Origin of the sequence: Amycolatopsis sp. NBC_00438 (genome assembly GCF_036026695.1) — a bacterium.
Lineage (GTDB): Bacteria > Actinomycetota > Actinomycetes > Mycobacteriales > Pseudonocardiaceae > Amycolatopsis.
This window is the reverse complement of the sequence record NZ_CP107923.1, coordinates 4,621,954-4,648,547: the sequence shown is the minus strand read 5'-3', so window position 1 is coordinate 4,648,547 and position 26,594 is coordinate 4,621,954. Positions and strand designations below refer to the sequence as shown.

Annotated in this window: 18 protein-coding genes and 1 pseudogene; 4 read left to right on the top strand and 15 right to left on the bottom strand. The window is 70.5% G+C overall.

The window, feature by feature from the left end:
* Window positions 1-18 precede the first annotated feature (18 nt).
* Entirely contained in the window at window positions 19-1,719 is a 1,701-nt protein-coding gene (locus OG494_RS20440; protein ID WP_328458046.1) for a hypothetical protein, read from the top strand.
* Here the strand turns inward: OG494_RS20440 and OG494_RS20435 are convergent.
* The 8 genes and pseudogenes from OG494_RS20435 to OG494_RS48400 all read right to left on the bottom strand — a co-directional run.
* A complete protein-coding gene (locus OG494_RS20435; protein WP_328458044.1) occupies window positions 1,716-2,603 on the bottom strand; it encodes an alpha/beta fold hydrolase in 888 nt (295 codons plus the stop codon). The two genes, OG494_RS20440 and OG494_RS20435, sit on opposite strands and share 4 nt — an antisense overlap.
* Window positions 2,604-3,127: 524 nt before the next feature.
* On the bottom strand, window positions 3,128-4,231 hold the full coding sequence (locus OG494_RS20430) for an acyl-CoA dehydrogenase family protein (RefSeq protein WP_328458042.1): 1,104 nt from the start codon (window positions 4,229-4,231) through the stop codon (window positions 3,128-3,130).
* Window positions 4,228-5,412 carry an acyl-CoA dehydrogenase family protein gene (locus OG494_RS20425; RefSeq protein WP_328458040.1) on the bottom strand — a complete coding sequence of 395 codons (1,185 nt, stop codon included), beginning with the start codon at window positions 5,410-5,412 and terminating at the stop codon, window positions 4,228-4,230. Before OG494_RS20425 ends, OG494_RS20430 begins: the two co-directional genes overlap by 4 nt.
* Window positions 5,409-6,632 carry an acyl-CoA dehydrogenase family protein gene (locus OG494_RS20420; RefSeq protein WP_328458038.1) on the bottom strand — a complete coding sequence of 408 codons (1,224 nt, stop codon included), beginning with the start codon at window positions 6,630-6,632 and terminating at the stop codon, window positions 5,409-5,411. Before OG494_RS20420 ends, OG494_RS20425 begins: the two co-directional genes overlap by 4 nt.
* Window positions 6,632-7,654 carry a phosphotransferase family protein gene (locus OG494_RS20415; RefSeq protein ID WP_328458036.1) on the bottom strand — a complete coding sequence of 341 codons (1,023 nt, stop codon included), beginning with the start codon at window positions 7,652-7,654 and terminating at the stop codon, window positions 6,632-6,634. Before OG494_RS20415 ends, OG494_RS20420 begins: the two co-directional genes overlap by 1 nt.
* A 157-nt stretch (window positions 7,655-7,811) precedes the next feature.
* On the bottom strand, window positions 7,812-8,264 hold the full coding sequence (locus OG494_RS20410) for a MaoC family dehydratase (protein ID WP_328458034.1): 453 nt from the start codon (window positions 8,262-8,264) through the stop codon (window positions 7,812-7,814).
* A 5-nt stretch (window positions 8,265-8,269) separates the two neighbouring features.
* Window positions 8,270-9,031 (bottom strand): 3-oxoacyl-ACP reductase FabG, encoded by a 762-nt coding sequence (gene fabG, locus OG494_RS20405; protein ID WP_328458032.1) that lies wholly within the window; start codon window positions 9,029-9,031, stop codon window positions 8,270-8,272.
* Between the two features lie 286 nt (window positions 9,032-9,317).
* Window positions 9,318-9,422 (bottom strand): annotated as a pseudogene (locus OG494_RS48400) (restriction endonuclease); the annotation flags it as partial.
* A 482-nt stretch (window positions 9,423-9,904) separates the two neighbouring features.
* Between OG494_RS48400 and OG494_RS20400 the strand changes: the two are divergent.
* Window positions 9,905-15,637, top strand: a complete 5,733-nt coding sequence (locus OG494_RS20400) for an RHS repeat-associated core domain-containing protein (RefSeq protein WP_328458030.1) — start codon at window positions 9,905-9,907, stop codon at window positions 15,635-15,637.
* Window positions 15,638-15,776: 139 nt separating this feature from the next.
* Here the strand turns inward: OG494_RS20400 and OG494_RS20395 are convergent, their stop codons facing one another.
* Window positions 15,777-16,697, bottom strand: a complete 921-nt coding sequence (locus tag OG494_RS20395) for an AraC family transcriptional regulator (protein ID WP_328458028.1) — start codon at window positions 16,695-16,697, stop codon at window positions 15,777-15,779.
* Between the two features lie 127 nt (window positions 16,698-16,824).
* Between OG494_RS20395 and OG494_RS20390 the strand changes: the two genes are divergently transcribed.
* Window positions 16,825-17,172 (top strand): putative quinol monooxygenase, encoded by a 348-nt coding sequence (locus tag OG494_RS20390; protein ID WP_328458026.1) that lies wholly within the window; start codon window positions 16,825-16,827, stop codon window positions 17,170-17,172.
* Between the two features lie 496 nt (window positions 17,173-17,668).
* On the opposite strand, the gene OG494_RS20385 is transcribed toward OG494_RS20390, so the two are convergent.
* From OG494_RS20385 to OG494_RS20365, 5 genes are all read right to left on the bottom strand, one after another.
* The gene (locus OG494_RS20385) at window positions 17,669-18,628 is read right to left on the bottom strand and encodes a pyridoxal-phosphate dependent enzyme (protein WP_328458024.1); all 960 of its coding nucleotides are present in this window, start codon (window positions 18,626-18,628) and stop codon (window positions 17,669-17,671) included.
* The gene (locus OG494_RS20380; RefSeq protein WP_328458022.1) at window positions 18,625-19,278 is read right to left on the bottom strand and encodes a helix-turn-helix transcriptional regulator; all 654 of its coding nucleotides are present in this window, start codon (window positions 19,276-19,278) and stop codon (window positions 18,625-18,627) included. The genes OG494_RS20385 and OG494_RS20380 overlap by 4 nt, the downstream gene beginning before the upstream one ends.
* Window positions 19,271-19,624: a RidA family protein gene (locus OG494_RS20375; RefSeq protein ID WP_328458020.1), complete on the bottom strand. Its 354-nt coding sequence runs from the start codon at window positions 19,622-19,624 to the stop codon at window positions 19,271-19,273. The genes OG494_RS20380 and OG494_RS20375 overlap by 8 nt, the downstream gene beginning before the upstream one ends.
* A 124-nt stretch (window positions 19,625-19,748) precedes the next feature.
* Complete coding sequence (locus OG494_RS20370) at window positions 19,749-21,119, bottom strand: endo-1,4-beta-xylanase (protein WP_328458018.1); 1,371 nt, start codon at window positions 21,117-21,119, stop codon at window positions 19,749-19,751.
* Window positions 21,120-21,226: 107 nt separating this feature from the next.
* On the bottom strand, window positions 21,227-21,979 hold the full coding sequence (locus tag OG494_RS20365; RefSeq protein ID WP_328458016.1) for a GH12 family glycosyl hydrolase domain-containing protein: 753 nt from the start codon (window positions 21,977-21,979) through the stop codon (window positions 21,227-21,229).
* A 231-nt stretch (window positions 21,980-22,210) separates the two neighbouring features.
* Between OG494_RS20365 and OG494_RS20360 the strand changes: the two genes are divergently transcribed.
* On the top strand, window positions 22,211-25,087 hold the full coding sequence (locus OG494_RS20360; protein WP_328458014.1) for a glycoside hydrolase family 9 protein: 2,877 nt from the start codon (window positions 22,211-22,213) through the stop codon (window positions 25,085-25,087).
* A gap of 412 nt (window positions 25,088-25,499) precedes the next feature.
* Here the strand turns inward: OG494_RS20360 and OG494_RS20355 are convergent, their stop codons facing one another.
* The gene (locus tag OG494_RS20355) at window positions 25,500-26,582 is read right to left on the bottom strand and encodes an RICIN domain-containing protein (protein WP_328458012.1); all 1,083 of its coding nucleotides are present in this window, start codon (window positions 26,580-26,582) and stop codon (window positions 25,500-25,502) included.
* Between the last annotated feature and the right edge of the window lie 12 nt (window positions 26,583-26,594).

The following is a 26,594-nucleotide window of genomic DNA, read 5'->3' as shown; positions in this document are numbered from 1 at the left end:
CCACCGTGACCGGCTCCGGTGACGAGGGGCGCGCTCCGGCTCCTCGGCGCCCGGGTCGGCGGTCAGCTCGACCTCGGCGACGCCGAGCTGACCAACGAGAGCGGCCCGGCGGTCGGTGCCGACCGGCTCCGGGCCGGCGGGCTGTACGGCACCGGCGTCACCGTGAGGGGCGCGATCACCTTGCGCGGCGCCCGGATCGACGGCCAGGTCAACCTCGGCGACGCCGTGCTCGCCGACGGCCGCGGCAGCGCGCTGAGCGCCGACGGGATGCGGGTCGAGGGCGGCGTCCACGCGGTCGGTCTGCGCGCGACCGGGTCGGGGGAGTTCGGGGTGCTCTGCCTGATCGGCGCGTCCGTCGGCGGCAATGTCCACCTGGACGACGCCGAGCTCACCAACGACACGGGGGCGGCGTTCAGCGGCGACCGGCTTCGGATCGAAGGCAACCTGTACGCCGAGGACCTGACGGCGACGGGCGCGTTCCGCCTGCTCGGCGCCCGGATCGACGGCCAGGCGAAGTTCACGGGCGCCCGGTTCGCCTCCGGCTCCGGCCCGGCGTGGTACGCGGACGGCCTGCGGGTCGGCGACCTGCACCTCACCGGCGTGCGCGCTTCCGGCGCCGGCGACGAGGGCGCGATCCGGGTGCACGGCGCCGAGGTCACCGGGCAGGTCCTCGTGGGCGGCGCCGAGATCACCAACGCAGCCGGTCCCGCTTTCAGTGCCGACGAGACGCGGGTCGGCACCTCTCTCGATCTGGGCGGCCTGAAGGCCACCTGTACGTCGGAGATCGGCGCGGTGAGCCTGTTCGGCGCCCGGGTCGACGGCAGGCTCGGCTTCGACAGCGCCGAGCTCACCAACACGGCGGGGCCGGCCCTGTCCGCTTCCCGGTGCCAGGTCCGGGAGACCTTCGCCCTGATCGGGGTGCGGGCGACCGGTGCGGGGGAGCAGGCCGTCGTCGAGCTGCTCGGCGCCCGGGTCGGCGGGCAGCTGTCCTTCACGGGCGCGTCGGTGGTGCACCCGGCCGGCGGGACGCTGGTGAGCCTCGAAGACGTCGTCGTCGAGGGGCCGGTTTTCTTTCCCGCCGAGCTGGCGGGTACCGGCGGCCTGGTCCACCTCGAGGGGTTCCGGTTCGGCGCGCTCGCCGACGTCACCTGGCGGGAGTGGCTGGACCTGATCCGGAACCACACCGCCGGCTACCGGCCCGGGCCGTACCAGCGGCTCGCCGCCGCGGAACGGGCCGCCGGGCACGACGGCAACGTCCGGCACGTCCTCATCACCCAGCAGCGGGACCTGCGGCGCCGCGCGCCCGAGGCGGTCGGTGGCCGGCTCGCCCGGTGGTTCCACTGGCTGTGGGGCGCCTTCGCGGGTTACGGCTACCGCGCCCGGCGGACGGCCGCCGCGCTGGTGTTCGCCGTGGTCGCGGCCGGACTGCTGGGGCTGTGGGCCGGGCACGTGAGCGAGGGCGGCCACCGCGCGGCCGAGCGGACGTCCGAGCTCACCGCGAAGGCAGGGACGCCGTGCACGACCGTCGAGCTCGTCGGCGTCGGGCTGGATCGCGGGCTGCCGCTGTCGCCCGGGGTGCGCGGCCGGTGCGACCTCAACACCGGGATCGGCTCCGGGCAGGTGTTCACCGTGGCGATCTGGCTGGTCCAGGCCGCGATCTGGGCCCTGGCGACGCTCGCCCTGGTCGGCTACACGGGGCTGGTCCGCAAGACGGGCTAGTGCCGGCCGACGTGGTCCAGCAACAGCTCGATCACCTCGTCCGCCGTCTCCGAAGCCAGCAGCTGGCCGGCGCCCTCGATGATCTGGAAGCGGTACTCGGCGTCTATGTGGTGCACCGTCAGCTCGGCGGCGCCGCGGCCGAGCCACGGGTCCTCGCTGCCCCAGAGGTAGAGCGTCGGCACGGCGATCCGGCCCGCCGGGATGTCGAAGGCGTCGGTCGTCGCGCCGCGGTACCAGTTCAGGGTCGCGGTCAGGGCGCCCGGTGCGGAAAGGCGCGCGATGTTGCGCTCGACGAATTCGACGGGAATGCGGTTGTCGTAAACCGCGCGCAACTGCGCCGCTTCGTCCCGGAGGAGGTAATTCTCCGCTTTGCCGACCGCGGCGCGGAAGAACCGGATGTAGCCGAGGTCGTGGAACTGGCCATCGTCGGTCGCGGCCGCGTGCTGCAGGGCCGACGGGTGCGGCGTGGAGAGCACGGCGAGGGACCGCAGCCGGTGCGGATGGGTCGTCGCGAGCGTCCACGCCACCATGGCGCCCCAGTCGCGGGCGATGAGGTGGAACCGGTCGGCACCCTGGCTGTCGGCGAAGGCGAGGGCGTCCTCGACCAGGTGCTCGATGGTGTAGGCCCCGATGTCCGCCGGCCGCGCGCCCACCGCGTACCCGCGCTGGTCGACGGCCACCGCCCGGTAGCCGGCCTCGCCGAGGGCGTGCAGCTGCTCGGTCCAGGCGTCGGCGAACTCGGGCCAGCCGTGCAGCAGCAGGACGAATTCGCCGGACGCGGGACCGGCCGCGAGCGCGCTGTGGTGGTGGTCGCCGACGGCGACGTCCACTTCCTCGAGCGCACCGGGCGGCCCGGCTTCCGTCGGCGCGACGGCGAATTCCATGGCGCCCAGGCTAGATCGCCCGTGCGGGGTCGAACCATGGGAAGAAGGGCACTTTTGCCACACTTTTGCCCGCGCAGTGGCGTGGCTCACATAATTTTCGCTCATCTGAGCGAAAAGACGAAAACATATGAATACTATTCACAAAATCCGCCGCCGTGAGCCCATGTGCGCCGCGTCCGGCCCGGGAGGTCTGCCGCGGCCGGTCGTGAGTGTTTAGGGCGGTTAGAACCGCCCTAAACACTCACGAGCAGTAGTCCTGGGGCACGTGTGACAGCTGGTGCGGTCGCGTGTTCGGGGGGCCGCCCGCGTGCCGCACGCCGACGCCCGCACGACGCCCAGGCAGGCCCAGGCAGGCCCAGGCAGGCCCTGGCGCACGACGCCGCGTGCGCCGCTCCGCGCCCGGCCAGTGCGCCGCCCGGCCCGCGCTCGGCCACCGCAGAGCAAGTCCGTGAAGGCCTCCTTGAGGGACTCTGAGTCCCTCAAGGAGGCCTTCACGGACCGGACCGGGAGCAGGAAGGGCCGGCTCAGGCGGGCAGGTCGACCAGGTCGGCCAAGCGGGCGCGGTGCCGGCCCGGGGTGCCGAGCGCGATTTCGTCCGCCTTGGCGCGCTTCAGGTAGAGGTGCGCCGGGTGTTCCCACGTCATCCCGATGCCGCCGTGCAGCTGGATGGCCTCCTCGGTCGCCTTGACCGCGATCGGCGCGTTGCGGGCCTGGGCCACCGACACCGCGATCGGCACGTCGACGCCTGAAGCCAGCGCGTCGGCCGCGTTGCGGGCGGTCGCGCGGGCCAGCACCAGGTCCGTGTAGAGGTTCGCCAGCCGGTGCTTGAGCGACTGGAAGCCGCCGACCGGGCGGCCGAACTGGTACCGGCCCTTGAGGTAGCGCACCGTCTCGGTGAGCGCCCACTCGGCGATCCCGGTCTGCTCCGACGCCAGGATGCCCGCGCCGGCGAGCAGCGCCTGCTCCAACGCGGCCGCGGCCTGCTCACCCGAGGCCACCAGCGTCGCCGGCGCGTTCTCCAGCACGACGTCGGCCACGCGCCGCGTCAGGTCGAAGGACACCAGTTCCGTGATCGTCGCCGCCGACGCCTCGACGACGTACAGCGCGGGACCGTCCGGGCCGGCGGCCGGGACGACCAGCAGGTCCGCCACCGACGCGTCGGCGACCGTGCCCACGCGGCCGGTCAGCGTCCCGCCGGACGCGGTCACCGACGACGGGAAACCCGCCCCCGGGGTCGTCGACAGCGGCACGGCCAGCGCGCCGATCGCCTCGCCCGCGGCCAGCCGGCCGACGAACTCGCCGTCGTCGGTGTGCAGCAACGCCGTCGTCGCCAGCACGACGCTGCCCAGGAACGGCACCGGCGCCACGCTGCGGCCCAGCTCCTCGGCCACGACGGCGACCTCGCGGGCCGACGCGCCGTGCCCGCCGCGCTCCTCCGGCACCGCCAGCCCGGCGACCCCGAGGTCGGCGGCCAGGGTGCGCCACAGCTTCAGGTCGTACCCCTCGGCCGTCTCGACCCGTGCCAGCAGTGTGGCCGCGTCGGCCTTGGCCTTGAGCAGGTCCCGGACCGAAGCCCGGAGGTCTTCCTCGACCTCGGAATACAGCAGATCAGGCTGTGTCTGACTCATCGGGGCAGGTCCTTCCAAGCGACGTCCTTGTCGACGCGCGGCTCCGACGGGAGACCCAGCACGCGCTCGGCGATGATGTTGCGCAGGACCTCCGAGGTGCCGCCCTCGATGGAGTTCCCCTTGGCGCGCAGGTAGCGGTACCCCGCCTCGCGGCCGGTGAAGTCGACGATCGCCGGGCGCCGGAACGACCAGTCGTCGTAGGCCAGGCCCTCTTCGCCGAGCAGCTCGACCTCCAGGCCGGTGAGCGCCTGGTTCAGCTCCGAGAACGCGACCTTCATGGCCGAGCCCTCGGGACCGGGCGCACCGGCGGTGAGCTGCTGACGCAGCCGCGTGCCGGCCAGCCGCAGCGACTCCGCCTCGACCCAGCGCTGCACGAGCCGGTCCCGCAGCTCCGGCGTGCGCAGCTCGGGACGCTCGCGCCAGGTCTTGGCGACGATCCCGACCAGCCCGCCCTCGCGCGGCTGCACGTGCCCGCCGATCGCGACGCGCTCGTTCATCAGGGTCGTCTGCGCGACCTTCCAGCCTTCGCCGACGGCGCCGAGGCGCTGCGTGTCCGGGATGCGGACCTCGGTCAGGAACACCTCGTTGAACTCGGCCTCGCCGGTGATCTGGCGCAGCGGCCGGACCTCGACGCCCGGCGCGGTCATGTCGCACATGAAGTACGTCATGCCCTGGTGCTTCGGGACGTCGGGGTCGGTGCGGGTGACCAGGATCGCCCACTGCGACTCGTGCGCGCCCGACGTCCACACCTTCTGGCCGGTGACGATCCAGTCGTCGCCGTCGCGCACCGCGCGGGTGCCCAGCGCGGCCAGGTCGGAGCCGGCGCCCGGCTCGCTGAACAGCTGGCACCACACCTCGTCGCCGGTCCACAGTGGACGCAGGAAGCGCTCGCGCTGCTCCGGCGTGCCGAAGGCGAGGATCGTCGGCGCGGCCATGCCCAGGCCGATGCCGATCCGGCGCGGGTTGTTGTCCGGCGCGCCGGCGTCGGTAAAGAGACCGTCCACAACGGACTGCAGGGCGCGGGGCGCGTCCTGGCCGCCGAGCCCGGCGGGGAAGTGGATCCAAGCGAGACCCGCGTCGTAGCGGGCCCGCAGGAACTCCATCCGATCCGTCGTCTTCGGGTCGTGCGCGGCCAGGAACTCGGTGACCTGGCCGGTCAGTTCTTCGGCGGTGACAGTCACTTCGCGCCCTCCGACAGGTACTTCTTCAGCTCACGGCGGGCCAGGGACCGCTTGTGGACCTCGTCCGGCCCGTCGGCCAGGCGCAGCGTGCGGTTGCCCGCCCACATCGCGGCCAGCGGGAAGTCCTGGCTGACGCCGCCGGCGCCGTGCACCTGCACGGCCTTGTCCAGGATCCACTCGACGGCCGACGGCGTCGAGATCTTGATCGCCTGGATCTCGGTGTGCGCGCCCTGGTTGCCGACGGTGTCCATCAGCCACGCGGTCTTGAGCACCAGCAGCCGCTGCTGCTCGATGCGCACCCGGGACTCGGCGATCCAGTCCTGCACGACACCCTGCTGCGCGATCGGCTTGCCGAACGCCTCACGCGAGATCGCGCGGCGGCACATCAGCTCCAGCGCGCGCTCGGCCATCCCGATGGCGCGCATGCAGTGGTGGATCCGGCCCGGCCCGAGCCGCGCCTGGGCGATCGCGAAGCCGTCACCCTCGCCGGCGATGAGGTTCTCGACCGGCACGCGGACGTCCTCGAAGAGCACCTCGGCGTGGCCGCCGTGGTCGCTGTCGTCGTAGCCGAACACGTGCATGCCGCGCTTGACCGTCAGGCCCGGGGCGTCGCGCGGGACCAGGATCATGCTCTGCTGCTTGTGCGGCGCGGCTTCGGTGTCGGTCTTGCCCATCACGATGAAGATCTTGCAGGCCGGGTTCATCGCGCCGGAGATGTACCACTTGCGGCCGTTGACGACGTACTCGTCGCCGTCGCGGCGGATGCTGGTCTCGATGTTGCGGGCGTCGGAGGAGGCGACGTCCGGCTCGGTCATCGCGAACGCGGAGCGGATCTCGCCGTTCAGCAACGGTTCCAGCCACTGCTTCTGCTGCTCGTCGGTGCCGAACATGGAGAGCACTTCCATGTTCCCGGTGTCGGGCGCGGCGCAGTTGACCGCGGTCGGGGCCAGCCGGATGCTGCGGCCGGTGATCTCGGCGAGCGGCGCGTACTGCAGGTTCGTCAGGCCCGCGCCGTGGTCGCCGGGGAGGAAGAAGTTCCACAGGCCGCGCTTGCGCGCCTCGGCCTTGAGCTCGTCCATGACCGGCGGGATGGCCCACGGGTCGTCGCGCTCGGCGAGCTGCTGCTCGAACACCGCCTCGGCCGGGTAGACGTGGGAATCCATGAACTCGAGGAGCTTCGCGCGCAGCTCCTCGGTTTTGGCGTCGAACGCGAAGTCCATTACTTCTCCTCTTTGAGAATCTCGTTGCCGTGCGAGATGAGCGGCGCGACCCCGGCTCCGACGCCTTCGAAGCCGGCGCCGACCGTCTGGCCCTTGCTGTAGCGGTAGTAGATGCCTTCCAGGATCACGGCCAGCTTGAAGAAGGCGAAGCTGACGTACCAGTCGAGCTGCGAGACGTCGCGCCCCGAGCGTTCGGCGTAGCGGGCGACGACCTCGTCGGTGGCCGGGTAGCCCGGCGCCGAGCTGGCGTTCGACACGAACGGCAGCGACACCTTGTCCCGCTCGGCGTAGGCCACCAGCAGCGCGAGGTCGGTCAGCGGGTCGCCCAGCGTCGACATCTCCCAGTCCAGCACGGCGGAGATCTTGTCGTCGCCGTCGACGAGGACGTTGTCGAGCCGGTAGTCGCCGTGGATGATCGACGGCTTCCCCGACGTCGGCACGGCTTCGGCGAGCCGGTCGTGCAGCTCCTCGATGCCGGGCAGGTCGCGGCTGCGGGACGCGTCGAGCTGCTTCTTCCACCGCCGCAGCTGCCGCTCCAGGAAACCTTCCGGGCGGCCGAAGTCGCCCAGCCCGGCCGCGGCCGGGTCCACCGCGTGCAGGTCGACGAGCGTGTCGACCAGCGCGTCGGCGATGGCCCGGGTGCGCCCGGCGCCGAGCGCGGCCAGCTCGTCCGCGGTCCGGTACGGCGTGCCCTCGACGAAGCTCATGACGTAGAAGTTCGCGCCGATGACGCCCGCGTCTTCGCACAGCAGGAGCGCTTCGGGCACCGGCACGGGGGTGTCGCGCAGCCCGGAGATCACCCGGAACTCGCGGGTCATGTCGTGCGCGGTGGGGAGCACGTGCCCGAGCGGCGGGCGGCGCACCACCCAGCGCGACCGGCCGTCGCCCACCACGTAGGTGAGGTTCGACCGGCCGCCCTCGACGACGTCCGCGGTCAGCTCCCCGGTGACGAGCCCGGGCCGGTGCGCGTCCAGGTGAGCCCGCAGTTTGCCCAGGTCGAGACCCGGCGGATCGGTGCTCATCCAGCCTCCTCAAGCTCTGACACCATCGAATGATACCGACTAGTCGGTATGCCCTGAAAAGTAGACCCGGTAAACTCTCACTTTCCTAGGGAAAGATGCGTTTGAGGGGCCTTGGACGCATCTTTCCCTAGGAAAGTGACGTCGTCGTGACGGAGGGTCACGCGAGGAAGCGCGTCACCCATTCGGCGACGCACGCGGGCTTCGTCGCACCTTCGATCTCCACGGTCCACCGCGAGACCGCCTGCTTGCCGCCTTCGATGTCGGAGATCTCGACCAGCTCGGCCCCGGCGCGCACCTTCGAGCCGACCTTCACCGGCTGCGGGAAGCGGACCTTGTTGAGGCCGTAGTTGATGCCCATCTTGATGCCGTTGACCTTGTAGATCTTCGGCCCGAACGCCGACAGCAGCGAGAGCGTCAGGAAGCCGTGGGCGATGGTGCCGCCGAACGGGCCCGCGGCCGCCATCGCCTCGTCGACGTGGATCCACTGGTGGTCGTCGGTGGCCTCGGCGAACTGGTTCACCCGCTCCTGCGTGATCGTGTACCAGTCGCTGTAGCCCAGGTGTTCGCCGACCGCGGCGGCGAAGGCGTCGAGGTTCTCGAATTCGCGCATCCGCCTCAGTCCTTCGGTCCGCCGGCGACGTAGATGACCTGGCCCGAGATGAATCCAGCGCCGTCGCTCACCAGGAACGACGCCAGGTTGGCGATGTCGTCCGGGGTGCCGACGCGCTGCACCGGGATCTGCGACGCTGCGGCCGCCTTGAAGTCGTCGAACGACATGCCGACCCGCTCGGCCGTGGCCGCGGTCATGTCGGTGGCGATGAAGCCGGGGGCGATCGCGTTCGCCGTGACGTTGAACTTGCCCAGCTCGATCGCGAGGGTCTTGGTGAAGCCCTGCATGCCGGCCTTGGCCGCCGAGTAGTTGACCTGGCCGCGGTTGCCGAGCGCCGAGGTGCTGGACAGGTTGACGATCCGGCCCCACTTCTCGGCGGTCATGTGCTTCTGGACCGCGCGGGTCATCAGGAACGAGCCTTTGAGGTGGACGCCGAGCACGGAGTCCCAGTCCTGCTCGGTCATCTTGAAGATGAGGTTGTCGCGGGTGATGCCGGCGTTGTTGATCAACACGGTCGGCGCGCCGAGCTCCTCGGCCACCCGCGCGACGGCGGCGTCGACCTGCTCGGCGTCACTGACGTCCAGCGTCACGCCGACGGCCTTGCCGCCCTGGGCGATGATCGCGTCGGCACCCTGCTTGACGCCGGCCTCGTCCAGGTCGAGCAGCCCGACGGCGAAGCCATCGGCGGCCAGCCGGGCGGCGACAGCGGCCCCGATGCCACGGCCGGCCCCGGTGACCACGGCGACACGGGAAGGGGAATCGGTCACGGAGGACCTCCTCGTCGTTGAGAAGCGGTTGGTTGCCGCTCGCGAGCCTACTAAGCGGTCGGTCACCGAGGCTACGGACAGCGCCCGCTATTTCGCTGCCAAAGTTACGCAGGTTTCCGGCCTCCTGCCTGGTCGAACCCGCCCGGTGGCCTACGTCACACCCGCCTGGGGCGCCTCCCAGGGCGCCGGCACGGTGCGGCTTGCCGGCGAAGGCGTCGAACGGCCGGATCCCGGTGTGCCTGGCGCAGCCGTGGGCGGCTTCGGTGAACGTCGAGGTGGTCGAAAGGGCGGCGACGCGTGCGTGGTGAACGGCGAAGCAGGTGCCGCCGAAGCGCTGCAGCTGCGGGCTGGTGACCTTGTTCGTGGTGGCGTACCGCTTGGCCTGCAGCACGATCTTGACCCCACCCGGCGACCGGGCGGTGCACCCGTCGCGGGTGCGGAGCAACGCTTCTTCGAACTCGCGGCACGCTGCCGCTGGGCGTGTGACGGCAGAAAGGCCGCCTGCTCAAGCGTATGTCGGTTGTTACGGTTGTGACGCCGTCACGCGAATACCTGTGTCGAACCGAAACGACGTACTCAAGACCCTGTTCGGGCGTCCCGTGGACAGCCTGTGGGGCCGCGGCTGTTCGACTACGTCACGCAAGTGCGGCGTCACGGCGAGTCGCAGGTGGTCGAGGTGCGGATTGCTGACTGTGCGTGATCGAGGTAGCACGGGCGAGGTAGCGATCCGTAACTCCGTCGTGACTCAGGCCCTTTCACGTGCACGGACTGCGATGTACCATCGGTTCGATCACGCCGACGGATCAAGGCCGGACGGCACAGTCGCCCTGGACGGTGTGCCCGTCCACTCCGAGAGTGCCGAGGGGTCAGGCCATGGGGTCGGTAGGAGTCGGCCGCGCGCTGCGCGGTTTTCTGGTCGTTGTCGTGCTGCTTGCCGGCAGTGTGGGCACGGCGGGGGCGGTGACCGCGCCCGCCGATGGCCAGCCGGCCAAGGACAAGGAGCGCACCTCGCTCGCCGACGTCGCCAAGACGCCGGAGCCGCAGGTGCCCGACAAGTCGTGGCAGGTCGACGGGAACGGGACGTTCACCGACTCGATCGCGATCCGGGTCCCGGCCTTCCACGACATCACCCCGCAGTTCTCGCTGGCCTACGATTCGTCCGCCCTCAACGGGCTGGCCGGGGTCGGCTGGACGCTGAGCGGCCTCAGCGAGATCGAACGGGCCGGCACCGGCAAGGGCGCCCCCCGCTACGACGGCTCGGACGTCTACCTCGCGGACGGCGAGGAGCTCGTGCCCTGCGTCGCCGGCAGCGTGAGCCCGAGCTGTACCTCCGGTGGCACGCACTCGACCAAGAACGAGTCCTTCCGGAAGTTCGCGCTGACCGGAACCGGGGCCGCCAGCCGGTGGACCCTGACCGCGAAGGACGGCGTCAAGCGCGTCTACGCGCCGGTGCTGTCGGCCGGGACCGATCTCGTCTACCGGTGGGGCCTGAGCCAGGTTGTCGACACGAAGGGCAACACGGTCACCTACAACTGGGCGGCCAACCAGTTCGCGTGCTGCTGGGAGTACCTCGATTCGGTCACCTACAACGGGACCACGATCAAGTTCACCTACGAGCAGCGCACCGACACCGACCTGCGGGCGATGGGCAACGGCGGCATCCGGACCGTCCAGGGCCGCATCAAGACCATCGACGTGGGCGTGAGTGGCAGCCGGGTCCGCGCGTACAAGCTGACCTACGCCACCAGTGACGCGACGGGACGGTCACTCCTGTCGGCCGTGCAGCAGTTCGGCACCGACGCCGTCCTGGACGCCGCCGGCACCGTCACCGGCGGCACCGCGATGCCACCCGTGACGGCGACCTACCAGGCCGGCGCGCCCGCGTTCGTCTCCGGCAACAACAACCCGGCGTTCACCGGCAACAACAACAGCGCCAAAGACTTCCCGATGGACATCAACGGCGACGGCAAGACCGACATGCTGGAGCTGTGGCCGAACTTCGGCACCTACCAACGCAAGACGTGGCTGTCCAACGGCACCGACTTCACGCTCGCGTCGGCGGAGGGCGCGACGTCGCTCAACGAGAACGCGCGCTACCTGCCGGGTGACTTCACCGGTGACGGGAAGTCCGACCTGCTGGAGTTCTCCCCCTCCGGCCTGGGTTTGGCGCGGCAGCTGTGGGTGTCCACCGGCACCGGCTTCACGGCGGGTTCGACCGGTGCGGCCCAGGGCCGCAACGACGCGAACGCGCGCTTCCTCCCGATGGACGTCAACGGCGACGGCAAGACCGACGTCCTGGAACTGTATTCCTGCGGGATCTTCCCGGTGAACTACTGCCGCGCGACGTGGCTTTCGGACGGCACCACCTTCACCCTCGCCTCCAACGACGCCGGCATCGCCTACGACGCGAATCGGCAGTTCGAGCCCGCCGACGTCAACGGCGACGGCAAGACCGACTTCGTCGAACTGTCGCCCGCGCTCTTCGGCGCCGGCAACCGGCACGTCTGGCTGTCCACCGGAACCGGCTTCGTCTCCGGGGCGGCCGACTCCGGCATCTCCTGGAGCGCGCCGAACGCGGAAGGCGCCGGCAGCCGGTTCCTGATGATGGACGTCAACGACGACGACAAAGTCGACATGGTCGAGCTCTACCCGCTGTTCGGCACGTACACCCGCCGGACGTGGCTCTCCACCGGCTACAGCTACAAACTGGGCGCCACCGACACGAGCATGGCCTACGCCGAGACGTCCAAGCAGCTCGTGATGGACGTCAACGGCGACCACCGGATGGACATGGTCGCCCTCTCCCCGGGATTCCTGGGGGCGTCGACGAAACGCGACATCTGGCTGTCCACCGGCTCCGGCTTCACGCCCGGCGCGAGCGACCCGACGATGGGCACCTACTCCTGCAGCAAGGGCACCTGCACCAGCGACTTCCTCGAAATGGACGTCAACGGCGACATGCGTACGGAGATGGTGGAGCTCTACAACACCAACTTCGGCCTCAACAAGGGGCGCCACATCTGGAACATGGGCGGCGCGGCCACCGACGTGCTGACCTCCCGCACCAACGAGTGGGGCGACAAGACGTCGGTCAGCTACAAGCCGTCGTCGGCGTGGGTGAACACGAACAACCCGCCGCTGACCCAGACGGTGTCCGCCGTGACCGACGACGCCGGCCCGGGTGGCGCCGCGACCACGGACTACAGCTACTCCGGCGGGGCGTACCACCACCCGGAGCGCACGTTCCTCGGGTTCCGCACGCAGCGGGAGACCAAGCCGTGCAACGCGGGCGAGACGCAGTGCCCGTACGTCGACACGACGTTCCGCCAGGACCTCGCCGCGATCGGCCAGCCGGAGCGCGCCGAGAACCACGGCGGCGACGGCGCGCTGCTGAGCTCGACGGCCACCGACTACCTCACCAACGGCACGACCGTGCCGAGGACGGCGCTGCCGACTGGCACGATGGAGACCGCGTACACCGGCAAGAGCGCGGTGTGCCCCGGAGCGGACTGCAAGCGCACCTACACGAGCCGGGCGTACAACGCCTACGGCGAAGTGGTGACCCAGATCGAGAACGGCGACAACGAGCAGGCGGGCGACGAGCGCACGACCGTGACCACATTCGTGCCCAACACGGGCGCCTACATCGTGGACAAGCCGGCCGCGGTGAAGGTCGTGGCCGGTGTCGGCGCCGGGGGTACGAAGCTCAGCGAGACCCGCACCGGGTACGACGGCGCGGCGTGGGACCAGGCTCCCGCGACCGGTTACGCGACGTCGTCGGCCCAGTGGCTTTCGACCCGGGACGCGTTCGTCGGGACCGGCAAGGAGTACGACGCGTGGGGCAACCTCACCGCCGAGATCGACGCGCTCGGCGGGCGCACCACACTCGGCTACGACCCGACGTACCACAGTTTCCAGACCTCGGAGACCAACGCGCTGTCCCAGACGGTCGACGCGACGTGGGATCCCGTCTGCGGCACGCCGACCCGGGTGAACGACCTCAACCAGCAGGCGACCACGGTCACCTACGACCCGCTGTGCCGGGCGGCCGAAACCACCCAGCCCGGCGGCAAGTTCGAACGCCACAAGTGGGTGGACGTCGGCGATCCGGCCAAGCAGTACGAGCAGGTCGAGAAGCCGGCCGCGGACGGGACGGGCGCCCCGCAGTGGAGCCGCCGCTACGTGGACGGGCTGCAGCGCCCGTACCGCACCGCGGCCAAGGGCCCGGACGCGGCGACCGGGGACATCTACGTCGACTCGGCGTACAACGCCCGCGGTCAGGTCGCGTCGAAGACCGCGCCCTACTACTGGGTGGCGGGCACCGCGCAGCCGGTGACGTACCCGACGCTCACCGCCTACGACGGGCTCGACCGGGTGGTCAAGACCACGCTGCCGGGTGGTGCGGTCCAGACCAAGAGCTACGGCCCGTGGTCGACCACCAGCACCGACGAGAACGGCCACGCCACGACCGACCGCCTGGACGCCTACGGCAAGCGCGCCGAGCGCCAGGAGACGGTCGGCGGCAAGGCCGTGACCGCGCGGTACGACTACGACCTGCGGGGCAACCTCGCGAAGTCCACCGACCCGTCCGGGGCCGTCATCGCCTACACCACGGACTCGTTCGGGCGGCAGACGAAGGTGGCGGACCCGGACAAGGGAGTCACCGCCTACGAGTGGGACGACGCCGGCCGCGCGGTCGCGCAGACCGACGCGAACAACCAGCGCACGACGTTCACCAACGACAAGCTGGGGCGCAAGACCGGCAAGACGACCAACGCGGGCACCGCGTCCGCCGCAACGGTGTCCTGGGCCTACGACCAGGTCCGCGCCGGCTACGCCAACGTCGGCAAGGTCACCGCGAACACGGACGCGGCCGGCACCCGGACGTTCGACTACGACGCCCTCGGCCACACCGTCAAGACCGTGCGGACCGTGGGCGCCGCGAGCTACGAGTTCCGGTACGGCTTCGACGCGGGCGACCGCAAGCTGTGGACGACCTACCCCGACGGGGACACCCAGGGCACCGCGGCGGCGCCGTTGCGCTACGACAGCGCGGGCCGGCTCACGGCGATCCCCGGCTACGTCACCTCGGCGACCTACAACGCCGACGGCAAGGTGACCCGGATCGCGAACGCCAACGGCACCACGACCACCCGCCCGCACGACGCGGAACGCGGCTGGCTCACCGGCATCGAGACGAAGTCGGGCGCGAACGTCGTGCAGGACAACAAGTTCACCCGCGACGCGAGCGGCAACATCACGAAGGTCACCAGCCCGTTCCCCGACGAGAGCTGGAGCTACACCTACGACGACGGCGGCCGGCTCACCAGCGCGACCGACGACGCCGGCCCGGCGAACAACCAGTCCCTCACCTACGACGCGGCGGGCAACATCGCCTCGAACTCCCGGACCGGCGCCTACGCCTACGACCCGGCGCACCCGCACGCGGTGAGCACCGCCGGAGGGAACGCCTACACCTACGACGCGGCGGGCAACATGACCTCCGGCGCCGGCCGCACCCTCACCTGGAACGGTGACGGGCTGCTCGCTTCGGTCGTCAAGGGCGGTGTCACGTCCACGTTCACCTACGACGCCGACGACACCCGGCTCCAGCAGGTCGAGGGCGGGGTCACCCGCCGCTACCTCGGCGTCGACTACGAGGTGAACGTCACCGCCGGCACGACCACCAAGTACGTCTCGATCGAGGGCACGCCGGTGGCCCGGGTCGACGGCGGGACGAAGTACTGGGTGCACACCGACATCCAGGGCTCGGTGCAGGCCGAGACCGACGCGGCGGGGGTGGAGGTCCACCGCAAGAAGTACCGGCCCTTCGGCGAGGTCCTGTCGGCCGGTGGGTCGCTGCCCTTCGAGTCGCGCGGCTTCATCGCCGAACGCCAGGACTCGACCGGGCTGGTGTACCTCAACGCCCGCTACTACGACCCGCAGCTCGGCCGGTTCATCTCGCCCGACCCCACCATCGACGGCGAAGACTCCATCGGCCTCAACCGGTACGCCTACGCCGCGAACGACCCGGTGAACCAGGTCGACCGCACCGGCCTCTCCTGCCAGAAGGCGGACGGCAACAAGTGCGACCCCGAGAACGAACCCAAGATCACCCGGTCGGAGATCATCGCCCGGGCGCAGTACTGGGTCGACCACAAACCCGGGCCGTACTACGACCCGGACAACTTCGCCCCCGGTGACAACGGTTTCTCACCCGGACCGGGTGACGGACGCGTCTACCGCCGCGACTGCTCCGGATACGTCTCGATGGCCTTCCACCTCAGCTGGAGCGCGAGCACGTACACCCTGCCCTACTACGGAGAGAAGATCGACCGCTCCCAGCTCCAGGCCGGGGACATCCTGAACTCGACCACCGAACACGTCCTGCTCTTCCACAAGTGGCTCGACGACAAGGGGAACTTCGAGTACTACTCGTTCGGCGCGACCCCGGTGAAGCGCGCCACAGCCAACATCAACGACCCCACCCTCGACAGCCACGCGAACGACAACTACCAGGCGTACCGCTACGTCAACGTCATCGACGACCCCCCGCCGGCGCCCGGCGTCATCGGGAATTCCGTCGGCCGTTCGCCGTTCTCCTGACGGCCCGCGCCCGCGAACGCGGTCTTGGTGATCGACTCGGTTCTTGATCCAGGTCGAGTCGATCGCCGTTCAGCGCTGTCGCGACGCGACGGCACAGCGACCGGTGGGACTTCGACGTCGACGGCACCGAAGAAGGCAGTCAGGTGACGCGGGAGTCGCGCCGGAACTGTGCCGGCGGTGTGTTCAGTTCGCGGCGGAACGCGCGGCTGAAGGCCGCGACCGACGTGTATCCGCTTTCGGCGGCTATGTGCTCGACGGTGTCGTCGCTGTCGCGGAGACGGCGTGCCGCGAGGTGCATCCGCCAGCGCGTGAGGTAGGTGGCGGGACCGTCGCCGGTCGCTGCTTCGAACCGCCTATTGAGTGTCGTGCGCGACACGGCCGCTTCCTTCGCGAGCGTGGCGGCGGTCCAGGCGTGGGACGGGTCGCGGTGAATCGCTGCCACAGCGGAGACGACGGCGGGGTCGCGGAGCGTGCGCCACAGGCTTGATTCGCAGTCCGTTTCGCCGTTCGCCCAGGAGCGCAGCGCGCAGGCCAGGAGCACGTCGACGAGCCGATCGATGATGACCCGTGAACCCGCGCCGGGCTCGGTCAGCTCGAGGTCGAGCAAGTGCAGGGTCGTCACCGTGCGCGCGTCGGTGGTTTCGGCGCGAATGTGGATCACCTCAGGGAGCTGCTGAAGCCACGGCAGCGGCGCGATCATGTCGCGGGAATAGGACGCGGCGACCAGCTGGACGGTGGCGTCGCCGGTGCCGAGCGTCATGAAGTCACCGCTGTGCTGCGCCTCGGCGACGGCCCGGCCATCGCAGATCGCGGCCTCGGCGGACGGGGAGGAGGCGATGACGTGCGCGATACCGGAGGTGAGCAGCAGGACATCGCCCGCGGCGAACGGACGTAGGCCGTCTTCCCGGGTGAGGAGAACTCCTTCCCCGGAGACGACCCCGTAGAGCGCGGCGTCCGTCCACTCGGGTCGCATCATGCCCCAGTCGCCGCCCGCGACGATGCGCAGTCCCGAGCTTGCCGTGATGCCGGCCGCGGCGAGCACTTCGGACAGGACGTCCATGCCTCCACCCTAGAGCGGATGGGTCAAACGGACAAGTTTGCGCTCCATTGTGTCATTGTTCGGCCCAGATCTGCTGTCTAGGCTCGTGGTAGCAGGTTTCACGGCCAACTGGCGAAAGGCACAACGAATGAGTGACACTGACGTGGCTGAAGGTCCGCTACCGGTCGACATCGCGACCTCGACCGGCCCGGTCGCCCTGGTCGGTCAAGCCCGGATCCTCCCGGGGAAGGAAGCCGAGTTCGAAAGGCTGGTCCGGTCGATCCTGCCGAAGATCCGGCAGGAGGACGGGAACGTCCACTACACGGTCAACCGCTCGCACGAGGACGCCTCGACCTATCTCATCTACGAGGAGTGGGAGAACGGAGCTTCGGTCGTGAAGCACGTTCAGCAGCCGTTCATGGCCGAGTACTTCGGGCAGGTCCCCGGTCTCGTGGCGCCCGGCGCCGACGCGCCCGGATGGAGCTCGCCCCTCTGAACGCGCCCTTGCCGGCCCGGGCGGTGGTCCGCCCGGGCCGCCGGTGAGGCCGGGCGCGGGGTGCGGGGTGCGGGGTGCGGGTGCCGCCAGCGCGTCAGGTGAGGCGGTGCCGGGACTGGCGGTGGCGTGAGGACGGTCTATGGCGTATAACGCTCTATTCATTGACGCTCGTGACTTCGGGAGCTCGAGGCCCGTGACCCCCTCCCTGACGGTGGGAGAGTTCGTGTTCGACCCGATGGCCGGGGCCGGTACGAAGGTCGCGACGCGGCCCTGATGGCCGGTCCGTTCCCGCCGGGGCCAGGAGCCCTGGCGTTCGACGGCGGCGTTCACGGTCGTCTTCGGCAATCCTGTCCGGCGGGCGATCTCCACCCTGGTCAGCCGGCGGTCTGGGCGAAGACGACATCGAGGGTGCCCCGTTCGGTGCGGGCCCGGTGCGTCGGGTGTGCAACCTGGACAACCCGACCGGGCACACTTCCGGCGGAGGATGCCCGCCGGGTCAGTCGTTGAGCAGTTCGGCGAAGCGCTCCGGGCTGATGTTGCCGCCGCTGATGATCACGCCGACCTTGCCGGGCGTGGTGACCTGGCCGCTCAGCAGTGCGGCGATCCCGGTCGCCCCGCTCGGCTCGAGGACGAGCTTCAGCCGCTCGAAGGCGAACCGCATCGCGTCCCGGATGGCGTCGTCGGTGACCAGCGCGATCTCGTCGACGAGGTGCCGGTTGATCGAGAACGTGAGCTCGCCGGGGATCTCGGCGGCCTGGCCGTCGGCGATCGTGCGGGGTACGGGGATCGTGACGCGTTCGCCGGCCGCCAGCGAGCGCTTGGTGTCGTCACCCGCGGCCGGCTCGACGCCGATGACCCGGATGCCGGACTGCAGCGCTTTCGCGGCCGTGGAACTGCCCGCGATGAGGCCACCACCGCCGACCGGGACGACCAGCGTGTCCAGGGAACCCGCTTCCTCCAGCAGTTCCAGGGCCGCGGTGCCCTGCCCGGCGATGACGTGGGGGTGCTCGTAGGGCGGGATCAGCGCGAGCCCGCGCTCGGCGGCGAGCGCCTGCCCGATCGCGACCCGGTCGCCGGTGTAGCGGTCGTAGGTGACGATCTCGGCGCCGTAGCCTCTGGTCGCGTCCACTTTGGACTTCGGGGTGTCTTCGGGGACCAGGATCACCGCGCTGCTCCCGAGTTCCCGCGCGGCGAGCGCGACGGCCTGGGCGTGGTTGCCCGAGGAGTAGGCGGCGACACCCTTGGCCAGCTGCTCCGGCGTGAGCCGCGAGACGGCGTTGTACGCGCCGCGGAACTTGAAAGCCCCGATGCGCTGCAGGTTCTCGCACTTGAGCAACACTTCGGCGCCGACGAGGTCGTCGAGGGTGCGCGAGCGCACCACCGGGGTCCGGTGCGCGACGCCGGCCAGGCGGGCGGCGGCGTCGCGGATGTCGTCGAGGGTCACGGGCGCGGTCATGGTGCTCCTTGGGCGCGGATGTCGGAGAGGTAGTTGTAGGCGGAGGCGCGGGAGATGCCGATCCGGGCGGCGACCTGCGGGACCGCCCGCCGTACGGCGAACACGCCGCGGGCGTGCAAGCTGCGGAACAGGTCCAGCCGCTCGTCGCGGCTGAGGGCGGCCCAGGGTTTGTTCAGGCGCAACTGGTGTTCGTCGACGATCGCGTCGACCACGGCGTCGATGTCGTCGCCGAAGGTGGTCGTCGGTGGTTCCGCGGTCGTGCCGACGTCGGCCAGTTCGCCGACGAGGGTCCGCAGCTGGCTCAGCGCGGTGACGTCGAGGTTCACACAGAGCGCGCCGAACACCGCGCCGCCGCTGTCGCGCACCAGCATCGTCGAGGACTTCACCAGCTTGCCGGACGCGGTGCGGGTGACGTAGTTCAGCTGGTCCTCGGCGTCGTCGCCCTGGGCGAGCAGGCCCATGCCGATCTCGCTCATCGAGCCGCCGACGGTGCGCTCGGTGACCGATCCGGCGATCGCGACGACCGAGCTGTCCGGCTGCCGGAAGTCGTGCACGACGACCTCGCAGAACGAGCCGAGGGTCGCGGCGATGCCGTCGGCGACCGGGGCGAGCGCCGCGAGGATCGCGTCCCGCTCGGGAACCTCAGGCATCCCGCACCCGGGCGAGCGCCTCGACCTCGACAACGGCGCCGTAGGGCAGAGACGCCACCCCGACGCAGGTGCGCGCGGGCCGAGGCTCGGTGAAGAACTCCTCGTAGACGGCGTTGAGGCCGGGCCGGTCGGCGATGGCGGTCAGGTAGGCCACGACCTTCACCACGTCGGCCCGGCTCGCGCCCACCGACCGCAGTGCGGCGTCGAGGTTCGTGAAGGCCTGCGCGCATTCGGCGTCGAACCCGCCCGGCACCAGCTCGCCGGTCCCGGTCACGCCCAGCCGCCCGGACACCGAAACGAGGTCGCCGCTGCGGAAGGCCGGCGGGTAGGGGTGCTCGTTGGTCATGGACTTAGCGTATATCGATTGGACGGACTGTCCAGATGGCCTGCGTCACGCCGGTCGCACGTACGCTCCGGCGTCGATGGGGCCCGGCACCGGCTCGTGGTGCCGGGCCCCGACGTCGAGCGGATCAGGCCGCGGCGCAGGCCGCCGTGACGCCGTTGGCGCTTCCGGTTCCCTGGAAGCCGAATTCGGTGGACTGCCCGGCCGCGACGCTGCCGTTGTAGCTGACGTTGGTCCAGTTCACCGTGCCGCTGGTGCCGCTGTTGCCGGCGCTCCAGCCGTTGGTGACGGTCGCGCCGGAGGGCAGGTTCGTCGTCACGGTCCAGCCGCTGAGGGCGGTCGTTCCCGCGGTGACCTTGACCGTCGCCACGAACCCGCCGTTCCACGAGTTGAGGGAGACCGAGGCGCTGCAGCCGCCGGGCTGGGGGGTGGTCGTCGTCGTGGGTGTGGTGGGAGTCGTCGGGGTGGTCGGTGTCGTCGGCGTGGTGGTCGCGCCGCCGGCGTTCAGGGCGTCGAGGACACTCGTGTAGGCGGCCTTCTTGTTCCCGTTGTTGTCGAACAGGAGCGGGTTTTCACCCGTGCGCCAGGAGTCGCTGTCGCGGATGCCCCAGACGGTGATGCCGGCGCAGCGGGCGACGGCCATGCAGGCGCGCGTGACGGTGCCGTAGACGCTTGCCTGGTTGGAGCCGGAGATGTCCAGTTCGGTGATCTGGACTTCGACGCCGAGATTGGCGAACCGCTGCAGGTTGGCCTGGTAGTCGCCCGGAGCGGAGTTGGACAGGTGGGACTGGAAGCCGACGCAGTCGATCGGGACGCCGCGGGACTTGAAGTCCTGCACCATGTTGTAGATTCCGGTGCTCTTGGCGTTGACCCCGTCGGTGTTGTAGTCGTTGTAGCAGAGCTTCGCGCCGGGATCGGCGGCCCGCGCGGCGCGGAAGGCGGCTTCGATCCAGTCGTTGCCGGTGCGCTGCAGGTTCGAGTCACGCCGGCCACCGCCGCCGCCGTCGGCGAAGGCCTCGTTGACGACGTCCCACGAGTAGACCTTGCCTTTGTAGTGGGTGGCGACCTGCGTGACGTGGTTGATGGCGGCTTGGCGCAGGGCGGAGCCGCTGAGGCCCTGGGCCCAGCCGGGTTGCTGCTGGTGCCACAGCAACGCGTGCCCGCGGACGCGCTGGCCGTTGCTCACCGCTTGGTTGAGGATGCGGTCGCCGCCGCTGTAGCTGAACTGGTTCTGGTTCGGCTCGGTGGCGTCCCACTTCATCTCGTTTTCCGCGGTGACCATGGTGAATTCGCGGTTCAGGATGCCGGCGTAGGTCGCGTCACCGAGCTTCCCGGCCGAGACGGCGGTGCCGAAGTACCGGCCGGTCTGGGCGGCCGACGCGCCCAGTGTCGTGGCGGCGCCGGCCGAGGTGGCGAGCACCAGGGAAACCCCGAGTGACGTCGCCAGGAACGCCGAAGCCAGTGCCGCGCGGGACAATGACCGCGATGTCATCTTCATGTTCACACCTTCCGGAGTGCACCTGGGGCCAGGTGGGGCGAGCAGGGCTTGTTCGCGTTGACACCGAGGACGGCGCAAGGGGGCTTCCCTCGCGCCGCCTTGCGGCTTCAGTTGACGTTGGCCGAGAACGAGTTGACCGCCAGGCCGACTCCGCCGCTCCACGGCTCGAAGCCGGCTTGGACGCTGGTCAGGTACCAGGAACGATCGACGCGGGTGCGGGCGTCGACGTCGTTGACGAAGTCTATGACGTTGAACGACCAGCCCGCGATCGGGGACTGGGCGACGTAGGAGACCACGTCGTTGCCGCCGTTGTTGCCCTGCCACACTTCCCAGCCCCGGCCGCCGAGACTGGTGGTGCCCACCCGGCCGCCGACCGGTTGCACCGATCCGGTGCGGTTGAACCAGATCATCAGTTCCATCTGGTTGACCCCCGTGGTCTTCGCGGTCGGGTCCATCCAGATGTCGTAGGAGGCGTCGAAGGTGGACCCGCCGACGTAGGTGTAGGAGATCGAAGACGGGGCGCTGCCGATCCGGTTCAGCTGGCGCGGCAGGTTCGTACCGGGGGAGCAGTTCCCGTAGTGGCAACCGGCGTAGACCGCCGGGTACGACAAGGGTGCGCCGCCGCTGGTGGATCCCTGCTGGGTCTGGATCCGGAAACCGCTGCCGGTGACGTTGATGCACTGCTGGGCGCTGCTGCCCCATCGGTTGTTCATGACGACGTACCGGCCACCGATCGTGGTCGTCCCGTACTGGTCGCAGATCAGCGTGTCCGCGTGCGCGGCCGGTGCCGTGGCGAGGGCCGGAGCCATGAGCCCGGTCGTGGCCAGTACTACCGCGGACAGAGCGTGCTTCAGTTTCACGTGCCGCCTCCACCTCGTCGTGGGAGTGTGCCTGGGAGCGCTCTCAGGCGGGCCGCTTCCGATGAAACCACAGGGGAACCGGTGAGCAAAGAGTTCACCCGTGATCAATTTTCCTTTTTCCCGACGAAAGTTTCGCCGGTGATTGCCAGGGGGCCCGGGTGGCGGTTACCGTGCTGGGAGCGCTCCCAGTCCGGATCACCATCGACGCCGACGAAGACGAGGAGATGGCGTATGCGGGCAACGATGTCGCGGGCCGGTCTGGCCCTGCTGGCCGCGGTGGCGCTCGGGGTGACGGCGGCCGCCGTGCCCGCGGCGGCCGCGGACTACGAGCGCGTGCTCAACGGGACCTTTTCAGGTGGCACCCTCGACCCGTGGTGGGCCGGGGCGGGGACGACCGGCCGGGTGACCGGCGGGGAGTTCTGCACGGACGTACCCGGCGGCACCGCCAACGGTTACGACGCGCTGGCGGGCCAGAACGGGGTGCCGTTCGAGGCGGGACAGCCGTACACCCTGAGCTTCGACGCGCACGCGACGACCACCCAGCAGATCTCCGCCGTCGCGGGCGAGGCCGTGTCGCCCTACCGGCAGATCTCGCGGACCGACCTGACGGTGACGCCGTCGACGCAGCACTTCACGGTCACCTTCTCGTCCACTTTGGACTTCCCGGCCGCCGGTAACGGCCAGCTGGCGTTCTGGTTCGGCGGTCAGGCCGCCGCCAACACCGTGTGCCTGGACAACATCTCCCTCGTCGGCGGCGTCGTGCCGCCCGGCGGCCTGCCGCCGACGAGCGGCATCCGGGTGAACCAGGAGAGCTACGTGCCCGGACTGCCCAAGCGGGCGACGCTGATCAGCGACTCGACCTCGCCACTGACGTGGACGTTGAAGAACGCCGCCGGCAGCGCGGTGGCCACCGGCCGGACCACACCGCGGGGCGCGGACGCGGCCTCCGGTGAGAACGTGCACGAAATCGACTTCTCCGCCTACGACACCGCGGGCACGGGCTACACGCTGAGCGCCGGGGCCGAGACGAGCTTCCCGTTCGCCATCTCCGCCGACGCGCTGCAGAAGCTGCGTCAGGACTCGCTGGCGTTCTTCTACCACCAGCGCAGCGGGATCGCGATCGACGCCGCGTACGTCGGGGCCGCCTACGCGCGCCCGGCGGGGCACGTGAACGTCGCGCCGAACCAGGGTGACGACAACGTCCCCTGCCGGTCGGACCTGAACTGCGGCTACACCCTCGACGTGCGGGGCGGCTGGTACGACGCGGGTGACCACGGCAAGTACGTCGTCAACGGCGGCATCGCGGCCTGGGAACTGCTCGACGAGTACGAGCGGGCGCTGCGGCTGGGGGACGCGAGCGCGCTGGGTGACGGCAAGCTGGCGATCCCGGAACGGGCCAACGGCGTGCCCGACATCCTCGACGAAGCCCGCTGGGAGGTCGACTTCCTGCTGGAGATGCAGGTGCCGGACGGCAAACCTCAGGCGGGCATGGTGCACCACAAGATCCACGACGCGCAGTGGACGTCCCTGCCCACCCGGCCCGACCAGGACAGCCAGCCGCGCCGGCTGTCACCGCCGAGCACCGCGGCGACCCTGAACACGGCGGCCGTCGCGGCGCAGGCGTCCCGGCTGTGGCGGACCATCGATCCGGCGTACTCGGCGAAGCTGCTCGCCGCGGCCGAGAAGGCGTACGCGGCGGCGAAGGCCAACCCGAACGTCCTGGCCGACCCGAACGACGGCACCGGCGGCGGCACCTACAGCGACAACACCGTGAGCGACGAGTTCTACTGGGCCGCCGCCGAGCTGTTCACGACCACCGGGAAGAGCGGCTACCGCGCCGACGTCACCGGGTCTTCCCTCTACCGCGGGAAGAGCTTCACCACGCACGGCTTCGACTGGGCTTCGACGGGCGCGCTGGGGGACATCACGCTCGCGGTGGTACCCACCGACCTGCCGGCGGCGGACGTCACGGCGATCAGGACGGCGGTCACCACGACCGCCGACAGTCACCTGGCGCAGATGGCGTCGATGGGGTACCCGGCGCCCTACCGCACGGCCGACGGCTCGTACGAGTGGGGTTCCAACGGTCTGGTCGCCAACAACGGCGTGGTGCTCGCCCTGGCGTACGACTTCACGAAGCAGGACAAGTACCGGGACGGCGCGTTCGCGGCGATGGACTACCTGCTGGGCCGCAACCCGGCGAACTACTCCTACGTCTCCGGCCACGGTGACCAGCCGGTGACGAACGTGCACCACCGGTTCTGGGCGCACCAGCTGGACGCGTCGCTGCCGACCGCCCCGCCCGGCGCGCTGTCGGGCGGTCCCAACAGCGGCCTGCAGGACCCGACCGCGGCGCGGCTGCTGGCCGGCTGCGCGCCCCAGCGGTGCTTCGTCGACGACATCCAGGCGTACTCGGTCAACGAGGTCGCGATCAACTGGAACTCGGCGCTGGCCTGGCTGGCCGGCTGGACCGCCGAGAAGTCGTCCTCCACAGTGGACACGACGGCTCCGACGGCCCCGGGCACCCCGGTCGTGTCCGCGATCTCCAGCGGCGGTGCGACGCTTACGTGGACGGCGGCCGAAGACCCGGAGAGCGGTGTCCGAGGCTACGACGTCGTCCGGGTGACCGGCTCGGCCCGCACGGTCCTCACCACCGTCACCGGAACGACGGCGACGGTGACGGGCCTCTCGCCGTCGACCGCCTACACCGTGGTCGTGGTGGCGCGCAACGGCGCGGGCCTGGGGAGCGCGGACTCACCTGCCGCGCAGTTCACCACCCGGCCGGCCACCCCGGCGGGCGGGTGCCAGGTGACGTACGCGGCGAACACGTGGAACGGCGGCTTCACGGCCACCGTCACGCTGAAGAACACCGGCACGACCGCGTGGACGACCTGGAAGCTGGGCTTCACCTTCCCGGGCACCCAGAAGGTGACGCAGGGGTGGTCGGCGACCTGGGCGCAGTCCGGCGCCGACGTGACCGCCACGGCCATGCCGTGGAACGCCTCGGTGGGTCCGGGGCAGTCGGTCGCGATCGGGTTCAACGGCAGTTACGTGGGGAGCAATCCGAATCCGTCGGCATTCGCGGTCGACGGAAGGGCGTGCGGCTGACGACCGGCCCGCTCGCCGGAGTCCCGAGGATCCGGCGAGCGGGTGTTGTCCGTCCGTGAGCAGGCCGCGCACCGACAGCTGGATCGTCCGCCCGAGCACAGCACGATCGCGCGGAATCCGCCGTCGTGCCTCGGCGAGTACCCGGCCCCGGGTCTCGAGGGTGACGGGCACCCCTCGGTTCCGGCGACGTCCCAGCTCGGACACGGCGGGCAGCCCGGCGAGGCCGGGCTGTTCCCCGGGCCCCGTCGGAAAGCCGGGGGCGTGGCGGAGATCTGTCGTCCGCGAGCCGGGCGGGTGGTGGCCGCGGAACGCGGACCTGTTTCGCCGCTCTCATCGTGTGCCACAAGCGTCGTCGGCGTCGAGGGACCGGGAGCGTGCTGCGACCGGGGGAGGGCCGGCGGGAGGGACGCTTTCAGCGCAGCGTCCACCGCTGGTTCGCCTGCCCGCCGCAGGCCCAGAGGATCAGCTGGGTGCCGTTGGCCGTGCCCTGCCCGTACGCGTCGAGGCAGAGGTTCGACTGGACCCCGGTGATCGTGCCGTCGGCGTTGACGGTCCACTGCTGGTTGGCCTGGCCGTGGCAGTCCCAGACGATCACCGGAGTGCCGTTGGCCGTGCCCTGGCCGGACGCGTCGAGGCACTTGGTCCCGCCGACGGTCAGCTCCTGGCCGGTACGGGTCCACGCCTGACCGGCCTGCGCGCCGCAGTCCTGCAGCCGAACCTGGGTGCCGTTGGCCGCACTCGCGGCGTCGAGGCAGCGGCCTGACTGCGTGCCGACGATCTGCCGGGCCGTGGACGTCCCGGGGGTGCCGATGCTCCCGGACACGGACTGCAGGGCCCCGAACCAGGTGGCGGCCATCTTGTCGTACCCGGTGGCGGTGGGGTGGATGCCGTCGGTCAGGTCGGCGGCGGTCAACGCGGCGTGCATGTCGACCAGGTGCACGCGCTTTCCGGCGTTCCGGTTGCTCTGCACGATGCCGGGGATCGCCGAGTTGAACGTGCGGACGGCGGACTCCTGCCCGGAGTTGGCGAGCGGGATGATCGTCGCGACGAACACCTCGGCGTCCGGTGCCGTCGCGGTGATGTGGTCGATCAGCCCGGACAGCCGGGCGGGCGCGCGGCCGACGTCGTAGTTCTGCAGGACGTCGTTGGTGCCGAGGTGCAGCAGGACCGTGTGCGAGCCGGTGTTCCGCAGCCAGGTGACGACGTTCGCGTCGATCTGGTCGATGCGCCAGCCCGGGTGGCCCTCGTGGTCGTGGTCACCGAGGGCGGCCGGGCCGTTGTACTGCGAGCCGGTGAAGTCGACCTGGTAGCCGCCCGCGCCGAGGCGCTGCCACAGCCCGATCCGGTACCCGCCGGGCACCTGCGTGCCTTCGGTGATGGAGTCGCCCAGCGGCATGACCCGGACGCCGCCGTTGGATTCGGCGGCCGCCGGGGTGCCGGGGAGGAACGCGCTCAGGAACAAGGCCGCGGCGGCCGCGATGAGCCGGATTCTCATGGGTTCTCCTCG